14 protein-coding genes, 1 tRNA gene and 3 pseudogenes are annotated in these 18,560 nt (G+C 37.6%); 1 reads left to right on the top strand and 17 read right to left on the bottom strand.

What is annotated here, in order from left to right:
* Window positions 1-189 precede the first annotated feature (189 nt).
* From Q5W13_RS10005 to Q5W13_RS09975, 7 genes and pseudogenes are all read right to left on the bottom strand, one after another.
* Window positions 190-684: a CAP domain-containing protein gene (locus Q5W13_RS10005; protein WP_304446192.1), complete on the bottom strand. Its 495-nt coding sequence runs from the start codon at window positions 682-684 to the stop codon at window positions 190-192.
* Between the two features lie 463 nt (window positions 685-1,147).
* Window positions 1,148-2,517 (bottom strand): annotated as a pseudogene (gene rimK / locus Q5W13_RS10000) (30S ribosomal protein S6--L-glutamate ligase).
* A 1-nt stretch (window position 2,518) separates the two neighbouring features.
* On the bottom strand, window positions 2,519-4,048 hold the full coding sequence (locus tag Q5W13_RS09995) for a bifunctional GNAT family N-acetyltransferase/carbon-nitrogen hydrolase family protein (RefSeq protein WP_304446191.1): 1,530 nt from the start codon (window positions 4,046-4,048) through the stop codon (window positions 2,519-2,521).
* A gap of 114 nt (window positions 4,049-4,162) precedes the next feature.
* The gene (locus Q5W13_RS09990; protein ID WP_304446190.1) at window positions 4,163-4,492 is read right to left on the bottom strand and encodes a hypothetical protein; all 330 of its coding nucleotides are present in this window, start codon (window positions 4,490-4,492) and stop codon (window positions 4,163-4,165) included.
* Window positions 4,489-5,462, bottom strand: a pseudogene (locus Q5W13_RS09985) (deoxyhypusine synthase family protein). Before Q5W13_RS09985 ends, Q5W13_RS09990 begins: the two are co-directional and overlap by 4 nt.
* Window positions 5,452-6,393, bottom strand: coding sequence for an agmatinase (gene speB, locus Q5W13_RS09980; protein ID WP_304446189.1), 942 nt, complete (start codon window positions 6,391-6,393; stop codon window positions 5,452-5,454). Before speB ends, Q5W13_RS09985 begins: the two are co-directional and overlap by 11 nt.
* 1 nt (window position 6,394) lies before the next feature.
* Window positions 6,395-7,867: an arginine decarboxylase gene (locus Q5W13_RS09975; RefSeq protein ID WP_304446188.1), complete on the bottom strand. Its 1,473-nt coding sequence runs from the start codon at window positions 7,865-7,867 to the stop codon at window positions 6,395-6,397.
* Between the two features lie 451 nt (window positions 7,868-8,318).
* Between Q5W13_RS09975 and Q5W13_RS09970 the strand changes: the two genes are divergently transcribed.
* Window positions 8,319-9,050: a DUF4488 domain-containing protein gene (locus tag Q5W13_RS09970; protein ID WP_304446187.1), complete on the top strand. Its 732-nt coding sequence runs from the start codon at window positions 8,319-8,321 to the stop codon at window positions 9,048-9,050.
* Window positions 9,051-9,363: 313 nt separating this feature from the next.
* On the opposite strand, the gene Q5W13_RS09965 is transcribed toward Q5W13_RS09970, so the two are convergent.
* The 10 genes and pseudogenes from Q5W13_RS09965 to Q5W13_RS09920 form a co-directional block, all read right to left on the bottom strand.
* Window positions 9,364-9,435 (bottom strand) — tRNA-Arg (locus tag Q5W13_RS09965).
* 94 nt (window positions 9,436-9,529) lie between these two features.
* On the bottom strand, window positions 9,530-10,270 hold the full coding sequence (locus tag Q5W13_RS09960) for a TRAP transporter large permease (RefSeq protein WP_304446186.1): 741 nt from the start codon (window positions 10,268-10,270) through the stop codon (window positions 9,530-9,532).
* Window positions 10,261-10,803, bottom strand: a complete 543-nt coding sequence (locus Q5W13_RS09955) for a TRAP transporter large permease subunit (protein WP_304446185.1) — start codon at window positions 10,801-10,803, stop codon at window positions 10,261-10,263. The genes Q5W13_RS09960 and Q5W13_RS09955 overlap by 10 nt, the downstream gene beginning before the upstream one ends.
* Entirely contained in the window at window positions 10,800-11,249 is a 450-nt protein-coding gene (locus tag Q5W13_RS09950) for a TRAP transporter small permease (protein ID WP_304446184.1), read from the bottom strand. The genes Q5W13_RS09955 and Q5W13_RS09950 overlap by 4 nt, the downstream gene beginning before the upstream one ends.
* A 5-nt stretch (window positions 11,250-11,254) precedes the next feature.
* Window positions 11,255-12,265, bottom strand: a complete 1,011-nt coding sequence (locus tag Q5W13_RS09945; RefSeq protein WP_304446183.1) for a TRAP transporter substrate-binding protein — start codon at window positions 12,263-12,265, stop codon at window positions 11,255-11,257.
* A 3-nt stretch (window positions 12,266-12,268) separates the two neighbouring features.
* Complete coding sequence (locus Q5W13_RS09940) at window positions 12,269-12,805, bottom strand: RidA family protein (RefSeq protein WP_155595075.1); 537 nt, start codon at window positions 12,803-12,805, stop codon at window positions 12,269-12,271.
* 183 nt (window positions 12,806-12,988) lie between these two features.
* Window positions 12,989-14,491 carry an L-arabinose isomerase gene (araA, locus tag Q5W13_RS09935; protein WP_304446491.1) on the bottom strand — a complete coding sequence of 501 codons (1,503 nt, stop codon included), beginning with the start codon at window positions 14,489-14,491 and terminating at the stop codon, window positions 12,989-12,991.
* A 23-nt stretch (window positions 14,492-14,514) separates the two neighbouring features.
* Window positions 14,515-16,083 (bottom strand): annotated as a pseudogene (locus Q5W13_RS09930) (solute:sodium symporter family transporter).
* 21 nt (window positions 16,084-16,104) lie between these two features.
* The gene (locus Q5W13_RS09925) at window positions 16,105-16,809 is read right to left on the bottom strand and encodes an L-ribulose-5-phosphate 4-epimerase (RefSeq protein ID WP_304446182.1); all 705 of its coding nucleotides are present in this window, start codon (window positions 16,807-16,809) and stop codon (window positions 16,105-16,107) included.
* Window positions 16,802-18,496, bottom strand: a complete 1,695-nt coding sequence (locus tag Q5W13_RS09920; RefSeq protein WP_304446181.1) for a ribulokinase — start codon at window positions 18,494-18,496, stop codon at window positions 16,802-16,804. Before Q5W13_RS09920 ends, Q5W13_RS09925 begins: the two co-directional genes overlap by 8 nt.
* Between the last annotated feature and the right edge of the window lie 64 nt (window positions 18,497-18,560).

The raw sequence follows: 18,560 nt of genomic DNA, 5'->3' as shown, positions 1-18,560 counted from the left end.
TAGACTACATTTCATCGATTAAAATCAAACAATAGTATATAGTTATAACCTATATCATATATTCCAATACTTATTCCTTGAAAAATCTGGTGTTATAAATTATATACGAATAGAAAAAGCCTCCTATTTCCTAAAAGAAATAAGAGGCTTTTTCTACACTGAACTAAAATCTAGTTCAATTATAAAATCTTACTGAAAGAACAACTGAGTAAAATAAAGAACACCGTTTTCATCTGCAGTAACACTAACGGCAGTATAATTAAAATTACCTTCCATTACTTTCTTGTGCGTTGGGCTATTTTTCCAAGCTTCAAGAATATCATTAGCATTTGTATAATCCATACCTAAATTTTCAGAAACGAAATCGGCATTTGCTTCTTCAGATAATTTAGAAGCTCTTTTATCAAAATTATCATGGCTGATAATACCTTCAGAAATCATATACTCGTTGTGAGCATTTGCGTAACCGTAAGCTACACTACTAAACTCTACTGCATTAAGACCAACTGATACTCTATAGTCATTAACAACATCTATAACTTCTTGCTCTATAGCATAAATCGTTACTTCTTTATTGGTAGTTGCAACAGCCTTGTACAAATCATCTTCTTCAGTAGTAGAAGTTGAACATGAAGTCATTAAAGTTGCAAGTGCAATAAGAATTAAAATGTTGAATCGTACCATAGTTGAAATCTGTTTTTGTAATTCGTTTCTTCTATTTCTGAACGGTACATTGTAGGGTGCCTGAGGAAATTCTCTTAAACGGTACGTTTTACTCGTTGAAGTGTAAAAAACTGTAAGTCAGTTATATAAAAACAAAAATGACTGATTTTACATCGGAGAAATGATGTGCTATACCGATGATTTCACCCTTAAACGGAAAAAGAGATGCATTAGGCGGTAGCCCTAAAATCAGAATATCGGCAAGGCACTAGAAAAGAAGGATGAAAGACACTTATTCTCAAAAACAACCCGTTTTTGACTGTAAGAAGACAATTTTCATTGAATTGATAAAACTGCTCTAATATCAATAGAAATTTAAATCCGTCTTATCAGGAATGCAAAATGCGATTGCCATCTACTTATTAGTAGCGACAATCGCATTATACTTTTATATTGGGTTAACCTTTATACCTATATAATAGGACTAGATAGTAAACCTCAACTTTTTCTCAATAGCCACAATCATTTCGTTAGCTATATCTTTTCCGGTAGCATTTTCAATTCCCTCAAGACCTGGAGAAGAGTTTACCTCTAACAATAACGGTCCTTTATTTGAACGAATGATATCTACGCCTGCTACGGCAAGGTTAAGAACCTTTGCAGCTTTCTGCGCAAGTTTGCGTTCTTCTGAAGTAATTTTAATAATTGAAGCCTTACCACCTGGTGAATGTTAGCTCTAAACTCACCTTTTTCTGCCTGACGTTGCATAGAAGCTACTACTTTTCCGTTTACCACGAAACAGCGTATGTCCTGCCCATTGGCTTCCTTAATGAACTCTTGCACCAATATGTTCGTGTTCACACTTTTGAAAGCATTTATTACGCTCTCCGCAGCTTTATTGGTCTCAGCAAGTACAACACCTTTACCTTGGGTGCTTTCCAACAACTTAATAATTAGTGGAGCACCATTTACCATTTTAATAAGGTCTTTGGTATCCATTGGAGATTTTGCAAAACCTGTAATAGGTATATGTATGTCATTCTTAGAGAACAACTGCGATGCAAAAAGTTTGTCTCTAGACTGTGTAATGGCCTCGGCGGTATTTTGGCAATACACCCCAAGATTATCAAACTGTCTGATCAACGCGCAACCATAGAAAGTAACCGATGGCTTTATTCTAGGAATGACCGCATCAAAAGCATTAAGGATATTGCCCCCTCTGTACCTTATTTCAGGCGAGTGGGCATCTAACTTCATATATGCATGTTCTACATTTAAGAAAACAATTTCATGTCCGCGCGCTTCTGCTGCCTCTATAATACGTTTGTTACTATATAGGTTAGGGTTACTAGCAAGTAATGCTATTTTAAGACCCGATTTTTCTTTAAAGTAAGGCGCATACATTTTATTTACCGCCTCATCATCAAAATCCTGTATTTGATAGTTTAAAGCCGAGTTTACAATATAGCGCTCATTAATAGCCTCTCTACCTAACAACATACGAAACTCCATAGTATCGCGATTAGCTAAAGTAAGTTCTATCTCAAAAGTATCTTCTCCTATATTAACAGGCGTACGTACCACCAAACGTTCTTCAGAAATACCGGAAGAACTTTTTACCATCCTACGGTCTACTAATCTAGCTTGGCAAGGTATAGCAATACTCCTGTTTTCTTGTAAAGGGCTCACCTCAAACTTTACCCATTCTTGGGTGCCCTTCATAATAATCTTTATGTTGGTTGCTTGTATAGAGGATGTTTTAGCTCCTGAATCTACCCTCGCCTTTATGGCTGGAATACCCAAATTCTCAAACACACACCATTCTTCACTACCTATAATCTTCAAGTCAGTCAAACTATACTTTTTTTCTAAGTTCAAATATATCTTTTCTTCTATCTTTTAAATTGCGTACTGCCCCAAATTGATTGAGTTCTCGCAATAAATCGATATCTACATCAGCAATTAAAATCATCTCCGTATTTGGTGTGGCCTCTGCCTTTATACCATTTGTTGGAAACGAAAAATCACAAGGCGTAAATACCATGGATTGAGCAAATTGGATGTCCATATTCTGAACATTTGGCAAGTTGCCTACACTACCTGCGATAGCCACGTAGCATTCATTTTCTATTGCTCTTGCCTGAGCGCAATGTCGTACTCTTGAGTACCCGTTTTGAGTATCGGTCAAAAAGGGAACGAATAATATGTCCATTCCTTCATCTGCCAATAAACGGCTTAACTCTGGAAATTCTGAATCGTAACAAATTAAAATTCCGATTTTACCGCAATCCGTATCAAAAGCCTTTAACTGATTACCGCCTTGCATACCCCAAACTTTAGCTTCGTCTGGTGTTACATGCAGCTTTTCGTAACGCTCCATACTACCATCTCTTCTACATAGATAGCCTACGTTGTACAAACGTCCATCAATCATTTCAGGCATACTTCCTGTAATAATATTGATGTTATACGAAATAGAAAACTCCGAGAATTTCTGTACAATAGCATCCGTATGTTTCGCCAACTCACGAATAGCATCTGGCGTGGACAAGTGATTGTCCTTTGCCATTAAAGGGGCATTAAAAAACTCCGGAAACAGGGCAAAATCTGACCGATAACCTGATACGGCATCAATAAAATACTCTGCTTGCTGCAGCAATTCCTCTAAGTCTTTATACGGCCTCATCTGCCATTGTATAAGCCCTAAACGAATAACCGTTTTCTTTGCCGATGCTTTTTTTGAGGGTTTTTGGTAATAAATATTATCCCACTCCATTAAGATAGCAAAGTCACTTGAAGCTTTATCACCTTCCAAATAACCCTTCATAACCTTAGCAGGATGAAAATCATTACTAATCTGAAAGTTCAGTACAGGATCCGCAATCTCTTTTCTACGCACTTTGGCTATATACTCTTTTGGAGTAAGCTCATCCATATATTTATGGAAATTGGGCATTCTACCTCCAAAAGCAATACTCTTGAGGTTTAGTTTTTCACACAATTCCTTTCTATAATCGTACAAACGTCTACCCAATCTTAGACCACGGAATTGGGGTTTTATAAAAACCTCAACACCATAAAGCACATCTCCTCCATCATTATGCGTGGAAAAAGAATAGTTACCAGTAATCTGCTCATACGTATGCTCATCATCAAAACTATCATAGTCTACGATAATAGACAGGGCCACACCGGCCAACTGTCCATTAATCTTAATAACTACCTGACCTTCTGGAAATTTATCGATTAGCGATTTTATATGCTCCTCTTTCCAATACGATCCGGGCATATTGGTATATGCCGAAATCATGGCGCTTTTGAGCTCTTGATAATCATCAAGGTCTAAAAACTTTAACTCTATATTTTCTATTTCTTCTATTTTCATTGAATGGATATTAAACAATTAGTATCTCTATCAACAAAACCTTGGAATAGAACAAGGAGTTTCTTAGCCTGAATACCAAGCACAGAAAGGTTCATTACAAACCTGATAACAACTTTATTCATCGTCATCTTGAGCCATATCTTCTGGGTCTGGCTCCGCTACTGCTGCTGGATCATCATCTTCAAAATCTTCATAATCATCCTCATCATAATTCTCCATAGTGTACTCAAGCTTAGCACTGATCTTCACCAAATATTTGGTGTCTTCGGTCAATACTTCAACTGCTTCAATACGCTCGCCATTGGCGTTTCTGAACGAAATAATATTTCTATCATCATACCCGTCTGGGTAAGCTGCTACCAAAAGTTTTAATACTTCTGGCGTCAATTTTTTAAAGTCTACTATGACGCGCTTTAAATTTGAGGTGTCTCGTTTATTGCTCATAAGTCAAGAAGATATGCAAATATTAATGGTGCAACAATGGTTGCATCGCTTTCAATAATAAACTTAGGGGTATCAATATCTAGTTTTCCCCAAGTAATTTTTTCGTTTGGTACAGCACCTGAGTACGAACCATAACTTGTAGTTGAATCACTGATCTGGCAGAAATAGCTCCAGAAAGGTGTATCGGTTCTTTCCATATCTTGGTAAAGCATTGGCACTACACAGATAGGAAAATCTCCTGCTATACCACCACCAATTTGAAAGAAACCAATTCCGTTCTCAGAATTATCTGTGTACCAATCTGCTAAAAAGGTCATATACTCAATACCAGATTTAACGGTACTAGCTTTCAACTCGCCTTTTAACACGTATGAAGCAAAAATATTACCCATAGTACTGTCTTCCCAACCTGGGCAAACAATAGGAAGGTTTTTTCTGCGGCAGCGTACATCCAAGAGTCTTTTAAATCAATCTCATAATGCTCTTCAAGAACACCAGAAAGTAACATCTTGTACATATACTCATGCGGTAAATAACGCTCTCCTTTTGCCTCGGCATCTTTCCAGATTTTAACAATATGCTCTTGTAACCTTCTAAAAGCTTCCTCTTCAGGAATACAAGTATCTGTTACACGGTTAAGTCCTTTTTCAAGTAAAGCCCACTCATCTTTAGGAGTTAAATCACGGTAATTAGGCACACGTTTGTAATGTGAATGCGCAACCAAATTCATAATATCTTCCTCAAGGTTGGCACCTGTACATGATATAATCTGCACCTTATCTTGGCGAATCATTTCAGCAAAAATCTTACCTAATTCAGCCGTACTCATAGCACCTGCCAATGAAACAAGCATTTTAGAACCTTTGTTCAATTGTGCTTCGTATCCTTTTGCGGCATCTACCAAAGCAGCTGCATTAAAGTGCAAGTAATACTTTTCTATAAATCCGGAAATAGCTCCTTTAGTCTTCATCGTCTTCAAATTTTGATCCTTTATTACCTGCTTTACTGTCTACATCGTATGTGTTATCATACTCTTCATCTACCGCTTTACCCATAAATTTATAGCTAAGCATTTTATAATACAATTTTGCCGCTAGAAAATCTGAAGATTTCTCTGATGAATTTGGACAAAGCTCTACAATATCAAAACCTACTACATTCTTCTCTTCAAATACCTGTTTTAAAAACTCTAAAGTCTCATACCACAGCAAACCACCTGGTTCAGGAGTACCTGTAGAAGGCATTATAGAAGGATCAAAAGCATCAAGATCAAATGTGATCAACACATTATCTGTCATTGCTTCAATTACTTTATCCATCCAATACTCATCTTGGGCCATGTCATGAGCGAAGAATGTTTTTTCTTCATCCATAAATGTCTTCTCAATAGCATCCATAGAACGAATACCTACTTGAATAAGATTCGTAGTCTGGCTTGCTTCATGAACTGCACAAGCATGATTGTATTTGGTTCCTTCATACGACTCACGCAAATCTGCATGGGCATCAATCTGCAAAACAGTCAAATTATCAAAACACTCATTAAAGGCACGAATGGTACCAATAGAAATGGAATGCTCACCACCAAATAAGGTAACAAACTTGTTACGCTTAATGTACTTTTTGGTTCTTTTATGAACGGCATTTACTACCGCCTCTGGCGAACTATTTTCGGTAATGGCTTCGGCTAAATGAATACCTTGCTCATAAACCTCGGTATTGGTCTCAATATCATAAAGCTCCATATTCTCCGAAGCTTCTAAAAATGCCTGAGGACCTTTATCGGCTCCTTTACCCCAAGTACTTGTTCCATCGTAAGGCACAGGTATCAAAATTACCTTTGCCGTTTCTAACTGTGCGAATTTATCGGGGATACCCGCATAATTCTTTGTTGTGCTCATCTTAATTAAGTGAATTTGATACGTTTGATGTAATTGTATTTGCGACAATATTATCGCTGCCGTCATTGGCTGGTTTTTTCTTTTCGTAACCCAAAATGCTTAGTAAATCTTCTGCCTTTTGTTGCTGACTAAAAACCTCATAAGTAAGATTACCATTGGCATCCTTATCTATTAAGATATGTTTGGGCTGAGGGATCAAACAGTGCTGCAAACCTCCAAAACCACCTATGGTCTCTTGGTAAGCTCCTGTATTAAAAAAGCCTATGTACAAAGGTTTGTCCCGTCTGTATTTTGGCAGGTAAATAGCGTTCATGTTTTGCTCACTATTGTAATAATCATCACTATCACAAGTTAAACCTCCTAATAAAACACGCTCGTACTCATCGTTCCAACGGTTTATAGGTAGCATGATAAAACGTTTGTTAATAGCCCAAGTATCTGGCAACGTTGTAATGAAAGATGAATCTATCATATTCCATTTTTCACGATCGTTCTGTTGTTTTTGGTAAAGGATTTCATAAATGGCACCACCACTCTCTCCTACGGTAAAACTTCCGAACTCAGTAAAAATATGTGGCACAGGTACATCTGCCTCTTGGCATGTAATATTGATTTGATTTAAAATCTCGTCAATCATATATTGATAATCGTATTCAAAAGCCAAAGAGTTCTTGATAGGGAAACCTCCACCAATATTTAAGCTATCTAAAGATGGGCATACCTTCTTTAAACGAGTATACACCTTTAAACACTTAACAAGCTCGTTCCAGTAATATGCGTTATCGCGAATACCGGTATTAATAAAGAAGTGAAGCATCTTAAGCTCTACTTTATCATTATCCTGTATCTGGTTTTCATAAAAAGGAACTATGTTTTTATAACCAATTCCCAAACGAGAGGTATAGAATTCAAATTTTGGCTCTTCTTCCGAAGCTATACGAATACCAATTTTATAGGTATCATCAATTGCATCAGATAGCAAATCTATTTCTTCGTAATTATCTATTATAGGAATACAGTTGCGATGGCCGTTATTAATAAGCCTTGCAATATTCTCTATGTATTGGTCGCGCTTAAAGCCATTGCAAATAACGTAAGCATTGTCTTTTAACTTGCCGTCTTTTTTCAGTTGCTCTACTATATTAATATCAAAAGCAGAAGAAGTTTCAATATGAATATCGTTCTTAAGCGTTTCATGTAATATATGCTGAAAGTGAGAACTTTTAGTACAATAGCAGTAGTGGTACTTGCCCTTATACTCGTTCTTTACGATAGAGTTAGCAAACCAATTCTTTGCCCTCGCAATATTCTCCGATATTTTAGGCAAATAGGTGAATTTTAACGGGCTACCATATTTCTCTACCAACTCTTGAAGTGGTATGTTGTGAAATTTTAGGTGCTCATTATCAAGAGTAAACTCTTCTTGAGGGAAAAAGTAAGTCTGATCGATTAGATCGATATATTTATTGTTCATCGTGAATTCTTGTAAATGAAAATCGGGATATTTTTTAACTAATGTGTGCTCTATAAGTTATGAAATTGTTACCGATGGTATCATATAAGAATTTGTTCCTGAGTAGTAGGAATGAAAAAGTATATGTGCTGGCTTTGCACAATAGATGTAGAAAAATCGGAAGTTAGCTTTAAAATTCGGCGGCCCATCTGATGGGTTGCTATGAGATTTGACTTCCTAATCTCCCATAGCCCGAACATAGAAACACATTGCATGTTGTTCAGCTAAAAGCTCAAAATGCCTTCAGTTTTATATTGCTAAAGACAGGACAAATGAAAACAAAAAAAATGTAAAAACAAGCGTTTTCAGAGAAATTACGATAAAACGCAAAAAAAAGTTTTCCCACTTAAAATAATAACTCAATATATCCTGTAATTACCTTATTTTTAAGGTATTAAAATACAAATAAAAAATGAAAAACTACATCACAACTTTCCAAAAAAGCATCATTATAGGCTTCATTTTAATCGTAACAAACCTGATGCAAGCTCAACTAACGTCAGAAACTTACTTTTCTGAAGAGAATGTTGATGAAAAAAGTGTCATTCACGAACTTCATATAATTGATGATTATCTAACTCATACTATTTACGAAAAAAATCCTGCTAAGTTTATTATGGCTCGTGGTGGTTTTGTGAAAATTGAAGAAAACCGACTAGTTGTTCTTCTGGAATTCAATTCTAATTATGAAAATGACCAACTGAAGACTCTAAATATTCCTTTTGAGCAAAAAGAAGATGACCTTATCCTTACTATGAGCTCTAAAAAAACATTTAAACCAGCTCCTTCCCTTGCTCAAGATTTAGATGGTAAATGGCTTTTTGCCACACGCGGACCAGATGAAGGCCAAGAACGAAGAGGAGAAGAAAACCCTAGAAAAACATTGAAAATATTACAGGATGGCGGTTTCCAATGGATTGCCTACCAAACGGAAACAATGAAATTTTCGGGAACCGGAGGAGGTTCATTTACATCAGAAGACGGGGAATACACAGAACATATTGAATTTTTCTCTAAAGATAATTCACGGGTTGGGGCTACTTTAAAATTCAACTACGAACTAAAAAATAACGATTGGCATCACACCGGAAAAAACAGCAAAGGGGAGCCCATGTACGAGATTTGGACCAAGAGAAAAGACTGAAATCATTAAGGGTGAAAATTGCTTAATAATTCAAGTTATCAACAATATATATGATAAAAATTTTATAATTGATAAAAAAACACACAATGTAAGCCTTCATGCGCCGTTATAAACGGACAAGCATAATAATGATGCCATGAACCCCCTTACGAAAGAACAGAAAGAACAGATCGAGAAACTTAAAGCTAAACTAGAAGAGAATAAAAAAAGGATAAACGAATTGGTAAAAAAATTCGATGTCTACGAAATCTAGATTTCCTTTTAGTACAACGTATTTCTCATTTTCCAACAATACTATGTTGAATAAGCAAAGTGACCTCGGCAAGAATCGAACTTGCATCTAAAGTTTAGGAAACTTCTATTCTATCCATTGAACTACGAGGCCATTTAACTAAGGGGCAAAAGTAAAGTTTTTTTGTATTTGCAGAAAAAACCGAGTAACTAATTTCACCCTATTTTCATCCTAAATTGTTAAAGCACTAATCAATAAACATATTAGGAAGTGCTAGAGAAAACCAAGGAAACAAAGTAACTAGAATCAACACCACAAAACTTACCAGTAAAAAGGGCAAACCGGCCTTACTTACTTCCCCTATAGATATTTTACCAATACTAGATGCCACAAAAAGACATACTCCCACAGGTGGGGTAGTCAATCCAATAATTAAGTTCAATACTGCTATTACTGCAAAATGAACGGGATCAACGTCTACAGCCAAAGCCACTTTCAATAAAATTGGAAACAGAATTAAAAGTGCTGCAACGGTCTCCATAAAAGTGCCTACTACAATCAACAAGAGATTAATTAATAGCAATACAACATACTTGTTGTCCGTAAAACCTAGAATTTCACTGGAGATACTTTGCGGAATCTGCTCTGTAATTAATATGTAGCCAAAAAGGTTGGCAAAACCTACCAAAACCATAAGGGAAGCAGAGGTTTTTATACTGTCCAAAAACACAACCTGAATGTTCTTGAAATTCAATTTTTTATAAACGAACTTACCAATGATCAAAGCATAAACCACCGCAATTATAGATGCTTCGGTGGGAGTAAAAAGCCCTCCAATAATACCATACAGAATTATAAATGTCATTAAAAGCGACCAAAACGTATCAACAAAACCAAGGGTTACTTGCTTTAGCGTACTTCTAGCGTGTTTGGGATAATTGCGTTTTCTAGATATTACATAGGCAGTAATCAATAACCCTACACCCAAAAGCAAGCCTTAAGCAAAGCACCTGCAAGAAACAATTTACCTACCGAAAGTCCACTTAATGTAGCGGCAATAATCATAGGTACACTGGGGGGAATAATAGGACCAATAGTTGAAGAAGCCGCCGTAACAGCACATGAAAAACCGGTGTCGTAACCTTCCTTTTTCATTGCAGGAATCATGATAGACCCCATACTTGCCGTATCAGAAATAGCCGTACCGGAAATACCCGCAAACAACATAGATGCTCCAATATTAACCAATGCAAGTCCGCCTCTAATGTGCCCCAATAAATGATTACAGAATGTGATTATTTTCTCCGTCAGTCCACCTTGGTTCATGAGATTACCCGCCATAATAAAGCCAACACTGAGTAAAACGAATACATCAATACCCGAATACATTTTCATTGGAATAATAATCAACGGAATACCCTTTACCAAAATATAACTCAAACATGAGAGTCCAAGCGCAAAAGCTATAGGAAAACGTAAAACGAGACATACCACAAATACTAGAACAAGAACCCAAATCATGACTTAGAATTTTTATAGTTTTTTTGGATTTTTTTCCAGAGGTAATAACTTATAGAAGCCGACATAATGAACATGCTAAAAAAAGCAACACCCATATTAAAACCCATACTGGGTGATTTTTCCGGAATACCCAAAAGCACAAATTGTATGGAATAGATTGCCATGATAGCAAATAAAAATAATACGATTACGGGAATAACCTTAACCAACAAGCGCTGCAGTTTTACAGGAAAATTACTAAAGAACATATCTAAATGAACATAGTACTCATTTTTCATAGCAAGTCCGGCACCAAAAGACATGGCATAAATAAAGAATAGACGCGAAGCTTCCTCTGTCCACGTTGGCGTATCCAATGGCGAAAATCTGCAGAAAATCTGTAATAATACTGTAAATATGAGTCCCCAAGTGCTCAACAATACGCCAACTTTTAAAAATGCGCCCAATAGTTTTATGAAGCATCCTTTTCTATTTTAAGTTGATCGTATATTTTTTTCATTTCGGGAGAAAGACTGTTGTAAATAGCAGCTTCGCACTTTTCTTGAAAAGCATCTTTATCCACCTCAATAAACTCCATTCCCTTCGCCTTTAATTCATCTTGAACTTTCTTTTCATTCTCTAAAAAAAGACGATGCTCATAGGCTTGCATATCATCTGCCGCTAACAAAAATATTTTCTGTAAATCTGGTGGAAGTCGCTGAAACTGCTTTTCGCCAATAACCGGATAAACCCAACTTATGACATGACCTGTTAGGTTCAAATATTTTTGCACCTCAGCAAAACCAGCATTGTTAATCAATGCAAACGGATTCTCTTGTGCCTCTATAGTACCTTGTTGCAAAGAAGTAAAAACCTCCGAAAAGGCCATAGGCGTGGGTTTTGCCCCAAGAGCTTTCCAAAGGGTTACGAATGATGGCACGTTTGGCACCCGAACAATGAGTCCGTCTAAATCATCCGGATGTCTTATGGGTCTGTTTGATGTTAAATGCCTTGGGCCTCTCTCAAAGTGACCTAAAGACCTCAATCCGGATTTAGTAATCATTTCCTTCTCCATCAATGTTCCTATAGGTCCATTTATATACCGATTCATATCGATTGAATCTTGCATCAGGAAGGGAAGTTCACAGAAAGTAGCCACTTCAAACCAATTGGTAAGGGTAGAACCCGTAGTAGTCATATCAATAACATCTGCTTGAATAAGCCTTATGGCTTCAATCTCTTTGGCCAATTGCTCGGAGGGATAAACTTCTACCTTGATACGGCCTTTGGAACGTTCTTCAAGAATCTCCCCAAAATAAACAAATGCTTTGTACCAAGTATGCTCCTCATTTACCAAGAGTGCGGTACGGAGAAGGAATTCTGGTTCTGCTTGGACAGGCTTACAGCCACTTAAACTTAACAGAATAAAAAAACAAAGAATGATTTTTTGAAAAATAGGATTTAAAAACAATTGTTTTTGCATAACCTAATCTTCTACCTCAACAATCATTTCTACCTCAACCGCAATATTAGCAGGTAAAGAACCCATACCCACAGCAGCTCGTGCATGTTTCCCTCTTTCACCAAAAACTGCTACCATTAAGTCTGAATACCCATTAATTACTTTGGGCTGATCGGTAAAATCTGGAACGGCATTGACCATCCCGCGAACTTTAACAATGCGCTTTACTTTTTTAAGGTCTCCCAATTCCATTTTCAAAACCGAGATTTGATTGACACCTGTTATTCTAGCCGCCTCATAACCTTCTTCAATAGTGAGGTCTTTCCCTAACTTACCTGTAATATTTTCACCGTCAGGTTTTGTTGGTCCTTTACCCGCAAGAAAAATGAGATTCCCAACACGTACCGCATTTACGTAATTAGCCATGGGGGCAGAAGGTTCTGAAAGCTCTATACCAAGTTCTAAAAGTCTTGCTTCCGGATTATACTCGGTTTCACTTTGGGCAAATCCGTTAAATAAAGTAAAAGTAAAAATTGAAGCAATTAAAATTAGGTTTTTCATATAGTCTGGATTCTTTCTTGAAACTACAAGATAAGAATTTCTTACTTCTCTTAACACCTTAAGAAATAGAAAACAAACTATTCGTAAAATCGTATTTATCTCAAATATGAAACTAGTTTCGTAATTTTATCGATTTAAAACGTGGTACTTTAAAATTTTTAAATCATGCATTAACTGAACATTCTAAATCCCTTTTAAACCGTAAGCAGCATCGTTCCAGCGTAGTTCTTGTTTAAAGCGATAGAGGTCTGTCTTTTCATCGATCAACAAAAATTCTATATCCATCATTTCGGCGAAGTCCTCCAGTGATTCCGCGGAGATATTCTGACTATAACAGGTGTGATGTGCTCCTCCACCATAAATCCAAGCGGCAGCAGCAGTTTGAAGATCCGGTTTGGCATCCCAAAGCACTCTGGATACAGGAAGGTTTGGCATATCATTTTCGATTTCCAAAGCCTCAACTTTATTGACCAACATTCTAAACCGATTACCCATATCAACGATAGATGCATTTAAAGCCTTACCGGCACCCGCATTAAATACTAAACGCACAGGATCTTCTTTTCCACCAATTCCCAAAGGATGGATTTCGCAAGAAACATCTCCATTAGCAATGGACGGACATATCTCCAGCATATGTGAACCTAAAACTGTAGAATTTTCAGGATCAAAATGATAGGTGTAATCTTCCATAAAACTGTTTCCGCCTTCAAGACCAGAACCCATAACTTTCATAGTGCGTACCAATGCGGCGGTCTTCCAATCACCTTCTCCACCAAAACCATAACCACTGGCCATTAGTCGTTGTGTAGCGATACCCGGCAATTGTTTCATTCCGTGTAAATCCTCAAAAGTATCTGTAAAAGCGGTATAACCACCCTCTTCTAGAAAAGCACGCATACCCAATTCTATTTTGGCCGCATCCTTTAAAGAATTGCGCATACTTCCATCAGACTTAATTTTAGCTGCCATGGTATACGAATCCTCATATTCCTGAATCAATATATTTATTTGAGCATCGGAAATTGCATCTATATATTTAACCAAGTCCCCTACGCCGTAACCGTTTACTTCGTAACCGAATTTTAACTGAGCAGAAACCTTGTTACCTTCTGTCACTGCTACTTGGCGCATGTTATCTCCAAAACGGGCCACTTTCATTTCCTTAGAGTCGGCAACGGCACACGCTACGCGGCACCAGTTACTCAATTTCTGCAAAACGGATTCATTTTTCCAATGACCAACTATCACTTTTCGGTTCAATCGCATTCTCGATGCCAAAAAACCAAATTCCCGACCACCATGTGCCGACTGGTTCAGGTTCATGAAATCCATGTCAATTGCATTCCATGGAATATCGCGATTATACTGTGTATGTAGGTGCAAAAACGGTTTCTGAAGTGCTTGCAGACCAGCAATCCACATTTTAGCAGGGGAGAAAGTATGCATCCATAAAACTAAACCTACGCAGGCCTCCGCATTGTTGGCCTCTTTACACAAAGTACTTATTTCACCTGCAGTTTTAACCACTGGTTTAAAAATAACGCTTACTGGAATTGTCTCGTTATCATTATAGTACTTGGCTATCTCGGCAGAATGTTCCGCTACCTGTGCTAAAGTTTCCGGTCCATACAAATGTTGACTACCTGTTACAAACCAAATTTCATTCTTGCTTAAATCAATCATCATTTCTTAAAATAAATTAATCCTTAGGAAAAATACACGTACATACCCACTACAATGGAGCATATTACAAAACCAACGGGTTTGGCAAATTTCCATGGTGTAATATCTACCTGTTCGGTGTATACTTCTACATATTCCGTTTCTCTAGGCCAGAATTTTCCAATAATGAACATTAGTACTACCACCAAAACGAATAAGATGCCCATAACATGCAAGAAGCTAATGTCTGGTTTTACTACATAAAGAGTTACTCAGGTAAGTGACCACTGCGAACACTATACCAATATTAGCAGCAATGCCCGGAACTTTTTTAGTTAAGTAACCCACTAAAATTATGGCTAAAATAGGTACACTATAAGACCCATTTAATTCTTGTAGATAATTGAATATACCACCTTCCACACCGAATAATAATGGTGCGATAATCATAGAAATTATTGCAAGGAAAATACCGAATATCTTACCAGCCTTCACAATTTGCTTCTCAGAAGCTTCTTTATTAATATATTCTTTATAAAAGTCGAGTCCAAATAGGGTAACAGAGCTATTAAGCGCACTATTAAAAGAGCTTAATATGGCTCCAAAAAGGACAGCTGCAAAAAAGCCTATAAATGCAGTAGGCAATACTTTTTTAACCACCATAGGATACGCTTGATCGGCATTGGTCAACTCCCCATTAAAAATCTGATAGGCAATAATACCTTTAAGAACACCACAATAAAAGGTCCTAATATTTTCACGAATGCGGCAAGGCTCAATCCTATTTGACCTTCGCGTAAATTCTTGGCACCAAGAGCCCTTTGAATGATAGCCTGATTTGTTCCCCAATAATAGAAATTTACAATAACCATACCTGTGAAAAGTGTCCAAAAAGGCACAGAGGAATCAGGTCCGCCCAAAATATCGAATTTCTCAGGAAAATTGGTTGTCAGGACATCCATACCAGCAGTAAGACTTCCATCACCTACATACAGCAATCCGAATATAGGTATGAGCGAACCCCCAATGATTAAACCTACGGCATTAATAGAATCCGATACCGCAACTGCTTTTAATCCACCAAAAATTGCATAGATACTTCCGATTATACCAATACCCCAAACGGTAACCCATAAAGCACTTTCTTCGCCCATGCCCATTGCCTCAGGCAAATCAAACATGGTATTTATTGCCAAAGCACCTGAATATAGTACGGTAGGAAGCATTGAAATTGCATACCCTCCTAAAAATAGAAGGGACACTAAAGTTTTTGTAGATTTCCCGTATCGTTTTTCCAAGAATTGAGGAATGGTAGCGATACCTCCTTTTAAATATCTAGGTAATAACACCAATGCGGTAAAGACCATAGCTATAGCAGCTAAAACCTCATAAGCCATAATGAGAATACCCTCACTGTAGGCAATACCGTTCATACCTACAATCTGCTCTGTTGAGAGATTTGTTAAAAGCAACGACCCTGCTATTACGGGCCCAGTAAGGCTACGACCACCTAAAAAATAACCGTCCGAAGAGGTCTCGTCTGTTTTTCGGGTTGATAAATAGGCAATGATTGCCACTAACAGTGTAAACCCAATGAACGTTGCTATTCCCATAAAATATATTTCAATTAAAACTTAACATCCTTGTCCGTAATAAGCATCTTTACCATGCTTGCGCTCAAAATGCTTCTTTTTCAAAGCCTCTTTTAAAGTAGCTGCATTAGGATTTATCTGCAAAGTTAGATGTGCCATTCTAGCTACTTCTTCACATACAGCACTGTTATATACTGCCTTGGCTGGGGTTGCCCCCCAAGTAAAGGGTGCATGGCTACCGACCAGTATCATACCTATTTCGTTATAATCCAAACCCCTTTCTTTCAAACAATCAATTATTTGATAGCCCGTCATATGCTCATAATCGCCTTGAATATACTCATCTTTCATAGGAGGAGCACATGGAATATCAGCAATCAAATGATCGGCATGAGTCGTTCCGAAGATAGGAATATCTTTTATTGCTTGTGCCCATGCCGTACCGTAAGTTGAATGTGTATGAACTACTCCGCCTATTTTATCCCATTCTTTATAAAGAACCGCATGCGTTTTTGTATCGGATGAAGGTCTCATCTTCCCTTCTACAATCTTTGCATCAAAGTCACAAATAACAATATTTTCTACTTTTAATGCAGCATAAGGAACACCACTTGGCTTAATGGCAAAAACCCCTTTATCTCTATCTACCGCACTTGCATTACCAAATGTAAATAATACCAGTCCCAATTCCGGAAGCTGCATGTTTGCCTCAAAGGCCTCTTCTTTTAATGATGTATACTTACCCATTTCTTCTGGTTTCGTTCATGATATATTTCTCCATAGTATCGCCTAGCCTACTGTAGTTTTCATATACTTTTTCATAGGCCATTACATCTATTTCATCCGGTTGATAAATAGTCTCAAAAGGACTACCCATCTTCTCCATTGCTTCGGAAACATTAGTATAGACCTCCGCAGCTACAGCACCAAAAACTGCCGCACCTAATGCACAGGCTTGTTCTGACGCCACTACTTTAATAGGCATATTAAGCACATCGGCCATCATTTGCATAATAAATGGAGATTTCTTAGCTACTCCTCCCAAAGCTATCACTCCTTTAATCGGTATACCTTCGGATAAGAATCGGTCAACAATTTTTTTAGCTCCAAAGCAAGAAGCTTCTACTAAAGCTCTAAATATTTTAGGTGATGTACTTCCTAAATTTATACCAGCAATAACACCTTTCAAATTCTGATTGGCATCTGGAGTCCGCCGTCCGTTCATCCAATCTAGCGCCAACTCTCCCGAAGCACCAATAGGCTCTTTACTTGCCGCATCGCTTAGCTGAGGAATTAGGTTTTTAAGTGCCTCAGCAATTAGTTTTTGTTTGGTCTCTTCATCAATTAAAGAAGTCTTAGATATCAGTTCCTCAATTGGCCAAGCCAAAACTCTGCTGTACCAAGCATAAATGTCTCCAAAAGCGGACTGACCGGCTTCCAGCCCTAACATGTTTGGTATGACGGAACCATCTACCTGTCCGCATATACCTTTTATCAATTTTTCTTCACCTTCTACTGGAGCTACTAAAACATCGCAGGTAGAAGTACCCATTATTTTTGTTAGATAATACGGCTCAATCTTAGCTCCTACGGCACCCATATGAGCATCAAAAGCACCTACGGAAACAATCGTCTTCTTAGAAAGGCCCAATTTTTCAGCCCACTCCCCATCCAAATTACCCACAGGGACATCAGAAGTATAGGTTTTATCAAAAAGACGTTCTCTTAGTCCATCCAAAAGCGGATCTAACGCTACGAAAAAATCATTGGAAGGTAACCCATTATAACTTTCATGCCAAAGCGCTTTATGACCTGCCGCGCATCTGCTACGTTTCATTTTATGGATATCATTACCGCCAGTTAGTAGAAACGGAATCCAATCGCAATGCTCTACCCAAGAGTAGGCAGCTTTATACACCTTGTTATCTGCTCTTGAAACATGAAGTATTTTACTCCAAAACCACTCTGAAGAATAAATTCCGCCTTCATATTGCGAGTAGTCAATATCCCATTTAGCACATAATGCATTAATTTCATTAGCTTCTTGAATACCTGTATGGTCTTTCCAAAGCACGAACATTGCGTTCGGGTTCTCTTTGAATGCATCCAAAAGTGCCAATGGAGTTCCATTAGCATCTACCGCAACGGGTGTACTTCCCGTAGTATCTACGCCTATGCTAACAATTTGTGCCGCAACCTCAGGACCTACTTCTGCCACAACGGACTTTACCGTAGATTCTATACCTTCTATATAGTCTAATGGATGTTGACGAAAACGATTTTCGGAGGGATCACAGTATTTGCCTTTTTTCCACCGTGCATAATAATGTACCGCAGTGGAAAGCTCTTGACCAGTTTGTGTATTGACCAAAACGGCCCGGACGGAATCTGACCCAAAATCCAAGCCCAGGCTATAGGCGGTTTGTGAACTCATATGTAAAAACTTTAAATTTAAGGTAGCGTGTTAACAGAAATACCTTGTAAAAGAAACTAATATA

The sequence above is a fragment of the Zobellia laminariae genome (assembly GCF_030553095.1).
GTDB classification, from domain to species: Bacteria; Bacteroidota; Bacteroidia; order Flavobacteriales; family Flavobacteriaceae; genus Zobellia; species Zobellia laminariae.
Note: the sequence above shows the minus strand (reverse complement) of the source record. Positions and strands in the feature narration are given on the sequence as shown.

Coding starts and splice junctions, on each gene's coding strand:
- Q5W13_RS10005 (WP_304446192.1), bottom strand. CDS start 684: ATGGTACGATTCAACATTTTAATTCTTATTGCACTTGCAACTTTAATG.
- Q5W13_RS09995 (WP_304446191.1), bottom strand. CDS start 4,048: ATGAAAATAGAAGAAATAGAAAATATAGAGTTAAAGTTTTTAGACCTT.
- Q5W13_RS09990 (WP_304446190.1), bottom strand. CDS start 4,492: ATGAGCAATAAACGAGACACCTCAAATTTAAAGCGCGTCATAGTAGAC.
- speB (WP_304446189.1), bottom strand. CDS start 6,393: ATGAGCACAACAAAGAATTATGCGGGTATCCCCGATAAATTCGCACAG.
- Q5W13_RS09975 (WP_304446188.1), bottom strand. CDS start 7,867: ATGAACAATAAATATATCGATCTAATCGATCAGACTTACTTTTTCCCT.
- Q5W13_RS09970 (WP_304446187.1), top strand. CDS start 8,319: ATGAAAAACTACATCACAACTTTCCAAAAAAGCATCATTATAGGCTTC.
- Q5W13_RS09955 (WP_304446185.1), bottom strand. CDS start 10,803: ATGATTTGGGTTCTTGTTCTAGTATTTGTGGTATGTCTCGTTTTACGT.
- Q5W13_RS09945 (WP_304446183.1), bottom strand. CDS start 12,265: ATGCAAAAACAATTGTTTTTAAATCCTATTTTTCAAAAAATCATTCTT.
- Q5W13_RS09940 (WP_155595075.1), bottom strand. CDS start 12,805: ATGAAAAACCTAATTTTAATTGCTTCAATTTTTACTTTTACTTTATTT.
- araA (WP_304446491.1), bottom strand. CDS start 14,491: ATGATTGATTTAAGCAAGAATGAAATTTGGTTTGTAACAGGTAGTCAA.
- Q5W13_RS09925 (WP_304446182.1), bottom strand. CDS start 16,809: ATGGGTAAGTATACATCATTAAAAGAAGAGGCCTTTGAGGCAAACATG.
- Q5W13_RS09920 (WP_304446181.1), bottom strand. CDS start 18,496: ATGAGTTCACAAACCGCCTATAGCCTGGGCTTGGATTTTGGGTCAGAT.